The sequence below is a fragment of the Phytobacter palmae genome (assembly GCF_039409775.1).
GTDB classification, from domain to species: Bacteria; Pseudomonadota; Gammaproteobacteria; order Enterobacterales; family Enterobacteriaceae; genus Phytobacter; species Phytobacter palmae.
In genome coordinates this window covers 1-4,332 of record NZ_JBCIVJ010000051.1, presented here as the reverse complement: position 1 = coordinate 4,332, position 4,332 = coordinate 1, and the positions used below count along the sequence as shown (strand labels likewise).

General features: G+C 50.3%; 8 protein-coding genes. 3 read left to right on the top strand and 5 right to left on the bottom strand.

The genetic code is table 11. From position 1 onward, the window contains the following. Positions 1-165 precede the first annotated feature (165 nt). Positions 166-534, top strand: coding sequence for a hypothetical protein (locus AAIG39_RS25515; RefSeq protein ID WP_044704866.1), 369 nt, complete (start codon positions 166-168; stop codon positions 532-534). Between the two features lie 236 nt (positions 535-770). Here AAIG39_RS25515 and AAIG39_RS25510 read toward each other — a convergent pair whose 3' ends face one another. Continuing rightward, positions 771-929, bottom strand: a complete 159-nt coding sequence (locus AAIG39_RS25510; protein ID WP_032670878.1) for a hypothetical protein — start codon at positions 927-929, stop codon at positions 771-773. Between the two features lie 348 nt (positions 930-1,277). On the opposite strand from AAIG39_RS25510, the gene AAIG39_RS25505 reads away from it, so the two are divergent. Together AAIG39_RS25505 and AAIG39_RS25500 are read left to right on the top strand one after the other, a co-directional pair. After that, positions 1,278-1,496 carry a hypothetical protein gene (locus AAIG39_RS25505; protein WP_343195041.1) on the top strand — a complete coding sequence of 73 codons (219 nt, stop codon included), beginning with the start codon at positions 1,278-1,280 and terminating at the stop codon, positions 1,494-1,496. A 6-nt stretch (positions 1,497-1,502) separates the two neighbouring features. Beyond that, positions 1,503-1,718, top strand: coding sequence for an MbeD family mobilization/exclusion protein (locus AAIG39_RS25500; protein WP_044704874.1), 216 nt, complete (start codon positions 1,503-1,505; stop codon positions 1,716-1,718). Between the two features lie 470 nt (positions 1,719-2,188). On the opposite strand, the gene AAIG39_RS25495 is transcribed toward AAIG39_RS25500, so the two are convergent. The 4 genes from AAIG39_RS25495 to AAIG39_RS25480 all read right to left on the bottom strand — a co-directional run bounded on the left by AAIG39_RS25495 (position 2,189) and on the right by AAIG39_RS25480 (position 4,323). Then, positions 2,189-2,461, bottom strand: a complete 273-nt coding sequence (locus AAIG39_RS25495; protein WP_262017376.1) for a DUF2513 domain-containing protein — start codon at positions 2,459-2,461, stop codon at positions 2,189-2,191. Then, positions 2,455-3,513 carry a hypothetical protein gene (locus AAIG39_RS25490; protein WP_262017375.1) on the bottom strand — a complete coding sequence of 353 codons (1,059 nt, stop codon included), beginning with the start codon at positions 3,511-3,513 and terminating at the stop codon, positions 2,455-2,457. The genes AAIG39_RS25495 and AAIG39_RS25490 overlap by 7 nt, the downstream gene beginning before the upstream one ends. Before the next feature lie 342 nt (positions 3,514-3,855). Beyond that, complete coding sequence (locus AAIG39_RS25485) at positions 3,856-4,083, bottom strand: YgdI/YgdR family lipoprotein (RefSeq protein WP_000719360.1); 228 nt, start codon at positions 4,081-4,083, stop codon at positions 3,856-3,858. 21 nt (positions 4,084-4,104) lie between these two features. After that, entirely contained in the window at positions 4,105-4,323 is a 219-nt protein-coding gene (locus AAIG39_RS25480; protein WP_080154658.1) for a YgdI/YgdR family lipoprotein, read from the bottom strand. Positions 4,324-4,332 lie beyond the last annotated feature (9 nt).

Sequence of the window (4,332 nt, the reverse complement as noted above, 5' to 3'; positions counted from 1 at the left end):
ATTCATAATAGGTTCCCTGCTTAAAGGTAAAGTGGATATGGTCACTAACCATCTAAGTATAGGTCGTTTTTTCATGCGAAAAGAGGATTGAAGGTGGGCATCATGCCCAGCAGTAAAAATGAATGAAAAACGATTTTGGAATGTTGCTTGTTTTTGAGGATTGAAATGGCCTTATTAATTTCACTGGTTGTAGTGGCAGGTCTTTACTATCAATTTTGGTATAAGCCACATAGAGCGCCGATCTTGCGTATATGGGGGATCGCGCCTGATGGACAAGAATTTCGATTATTGCTAACAGAGCATGGAGAAAAAGAGGCTGTTTTACTGTTCGGAAAGAAATCTTTTGTTGCCGTGCCAGATACGCAGAACCTTTATGGTGGGTGTTATTACCTTTATTTAGAGGATGCTCACAAGAACGAGCTTTTAATTGAGTTAAACGAAAGTGATTTATACCCCGGTGGCGCAATAGAACTTCAACACAACGGCGGTCGGAAGATTCATTGCGAGATACTAAAAGTAAGGTGGAGTCGTTAACTCAAGTAATGTTTCCTAAGTATGTTGATAGGCAAACATAGTGGTAGTTAGTCTCTCTGAGTAAATGATCTTCTTGTGATCCTGTCGTTACAGTCGTAATCTCTTGCTCTGAAAACGAAAAAACCACCTGGGGAGGTGGTTTGATCGAAGGTTAAGTCAGTTGGGGAACTGCTTAACCAGGTAACTGGGTATACGAGACCGCAGAAACCAAAAATGTTCTTTCAGTGTAGCCTCTCTCAGGCCCATACTTCAAGACCTCTTAATTTGTCTCTCGTATACCTCCAGTTACTAATGGCTGCTGCCAGTAGCGATTTTTCGTGTCTTTCCGGGTTGGACTCAAGACGATAGTTACCGGATAAGGCGCAGCAGTCGGACTGAACGGGGGGTTCGTGCATACAGTCAATCCTGGAGCGAACTGCCTTCGCGGAACTGAGTGTCAGGCGTGGAATGAGAAACCGCGGCCATAACAGCGGAATGACACCGGTAAACCGAAAGGCAGGAATGCGGGGGAGCACGAGGGAGCCATCAGGGGGAAACGCCTGGTATCTTTAAGCCGCATCGGGTTTCGCCACCACTGATTTGAGCGTCAGATTCTGTGATGCTTGTCAGGGGGGCGGAGCCTATGGAAAACCGGCAGCGCCGCATCCTTTTTTCCCCTCCTGCATTCACGTATTTCCCCCCCACGTCTTTATCCGTGAGTCCGTACCGCTCGCCGCAGCCGAACGACCGAGCGTAGCGAGTCAGTGAGCGAGGAAGCGGAATATCCACCGGGACAGGTAACCGACAATTACACACATCTTCGTCAGCAGGAAGATACCCTGGCGAAAATGACTGCCCGGACGTGGGGAGTGCGCTATCAGGAGAGCAGCGACGGCCGGAGGTTCCTTATCCTGCCGCCGGGGATGCAAGCCGAAGCCATCCCCTACGACGGGACGACCTGGATCCGCCTGAAACAGGAGTAGCGGAAAATGACAGAGCTGGAAAAGCAGTTGCTGACCGCATTAGAGCAGCTACATCAGGACTACTCGCAAAGGCTGGACGAATGGGAGAGCGCCTTCGCGGAATGGCAGAAGATGTCTGGGCTTATGCAACGGGAGAACGCGGTGCTGAACGAGCGCGTGTCGGACTTGAGCACGCAGGTGCTGAGTTTAAGCGAGCAGCTGCGCCGCTTGTCCGGGAACTGAATGCCACCGAGTTCCGGCAGGGGGAGAATGAGTATCAGAAAACACTGGAGCTGGAGCGCCAGCCGCAGAAAACCTACAAAGGACCGACGCTGGGCTGACGGATGCCGGCCCGTGATAAACCCCAAGAAGAAGGGCTGCGAAATTCCCCGCTAAATACGTCGTGATGCAAAGATCACGGCCTATACCAGGGGGAATTATGAAACTGCTTAATGTTATTGAAGCTGTACTTAACTGCCTGCATCTGGCGGCAGAACTGTGGGAGTGGCTGGAAAAGCATTTGCCGGTTTTCGGGGCCTTCACGCTGTTTTTGGGCTGAATCCTGCCGTCATTCACCTGGCTGCATGGCTATGCAGTCGGGTAAAAATTATCTCCCGGCTTAACGGAGGATGTAGCGTTGCTTAAGCCGGGTTTTCGGGTGCCAGGTGCCGTCTGCGCCGTCAGTGCCGATCCGGCGGTGCAGACAACGGATGTTATGGTAAATCGTGCTGGTATTCGTCTCTGATACTGTTCAGAAAGCGGTGGCCGGATTCTGATACGCGGTAGTAGTCCATTCCTGAGGGGTTTCCGCTTGGCACGGTATCTACCAGACCGGCTTTAGACAGATTATCGACGAGTCTCGCAACGTTACCAATACCATCCATTTTTCTGCTGGTCATCGCCCGGTCAAGATTGTACCAGGTCCAGTTAATGTCCTCTCTGGAGGCCAGAAGCTTCAGGATATTCAGTTCTGTTTTATTTACCATAGGGGTGCATCCGGGTGATAGAGGTCTTCTACCTCACCTTTTAACTTGTAGTCTTCGAGCGTCGCGGTGTGAGTATTGTTCCACAGCTCATGAGCTTCGATGTTATCTGCAGGGGCGCCAGTTTCCCATCCTAAATTACAATAACGCTGATATTCCCGGCATTCATGAGTGTAGTAATTTAAGTCTACTTGCTCATGAGGAATTTCCCCATCGGCTATTTTTTTAAGTCTGTTAATCATGAACTCATTGCCAGGGTCGTCACCAAATCGCGATGTGTGTTTCTCCACGATTGCTATACCTTCATGAGTGATGTTCACGCCATCCGTCGTCAGGTTTTCAATCGGACCGCCCGCTTTATCGGGATCGAATGGCCTGCCTGATATTGTGCCTCTGGCACCGAAGTGTTCAAGCTGTTCCAGCTCAGGAAAGCGCATTCTTCCCATTGTCAGCCCTGCCGCCAAAGATGCGCCGGTAATGAGCAGCCCTTTGTTATCCATGACCTGAGCATAACCGGCTGGCGCATCACCGCCGAGCTGTTCTGCCGTCTTCCTGAATCCTTCTGGGTTGCCGTTATAAATACCGCCTGCAGCCAGAAGCCGGCCGGCGGCTTTGCTGGTAATAGGTTTTGCCGCCTGGGTGCGCTGCACCGGCGCAGCCGGATGAACATAATATACCGGGCGTTTTAGCTGATAGATAATGAGATAGCGGAGCCGTGAATAAAGGGAGAGCGGAAGACCGTCCCGGAGATTTCCAGAGGTTGTCAGCACACCGTTGACAGGAGTGCCGGTCATGTTTTTTCTCACCAGAACGACTTTCCCTGCCTTGATATCAGCCAGCGCGTCACTGTATGCCATCCAGGGACGCTGATAGTGAAACAAATTGTACTGGTTAACAAAGGAGCTATAGGCCTGCGGTAAATCCCACTCCGGGATGATCCTGTTTGGCAAAGCGGTGTCTGCTAGGTAACGTGCCGCCGTGTCTGGGTGAATAATGTGGGCAATATCCTGAAGATAGATATCATCCACTGACCTTGCCTGACAGTGATGAAGCATAATGTCTCTTTTTTCGGCTGTTATCTATTCCATTATTGCGCATCTCAGAAAACAGACAATCCTCCCGCCTAGAATCAGATAACATCGTTAGTATCCATTGAGACGTTACGCGTAAGGGATGTTATGGTAAAAGCATGATGCCTGGCGGGTACGGAAAAATTGTGGCGACCGAGCCTGCAGACGCAAAAATCCGGCCCATACTTATTCGTCTCCTTCATCAGGAATGCAGTACTATCCAGCCACTGCAGGTATTTGGCCCCCAGCGGGGGCTTTTTTTGCCTGTTGTTGGGGCAGATAAAGAAAAGGGCCGCATTAGCGGCCCTTTTCGGAGAGAGCGATGCCTCAATGCGGAATTTCAGAGACTTCTTTAACGTCGGCTTTATTGATCTGCTGTTTGACACCATTTGCGTCTTTATAGCCCAGCAGGCCTGAGTCTGATTCTGTAGGCTTGCCGTCGCTGACAATTGTACGCCCGTCGTTGGTGTGGATGGCATAGCTTGTGCGCGTGCAGCCGGTTAGGGCTGAAAGCGCAACTGCCGCTGCGAACACTGAAACAAAAATCTTTTTCAAAGCCAGCTCCTTTTATCCGTATCAGTTGTCTAGTTCACTCATGTTGGTAATTTTGTCACGGTTGATCTGTTCGGTTCGGCCTGTATGGGCATCTTTGTAGGATACTAACCCCGTATCACTGTCAACTTTGGGTTTGCCGTCTGTAACGATAGTGCGACCATCTGTGGTTTTTATTTCTTGGTTTGAAGAACATCCAGCAGCGGCAAAGGTCACCAACGCGACCATCATGGCCGCCAACAGCGTTTTTTT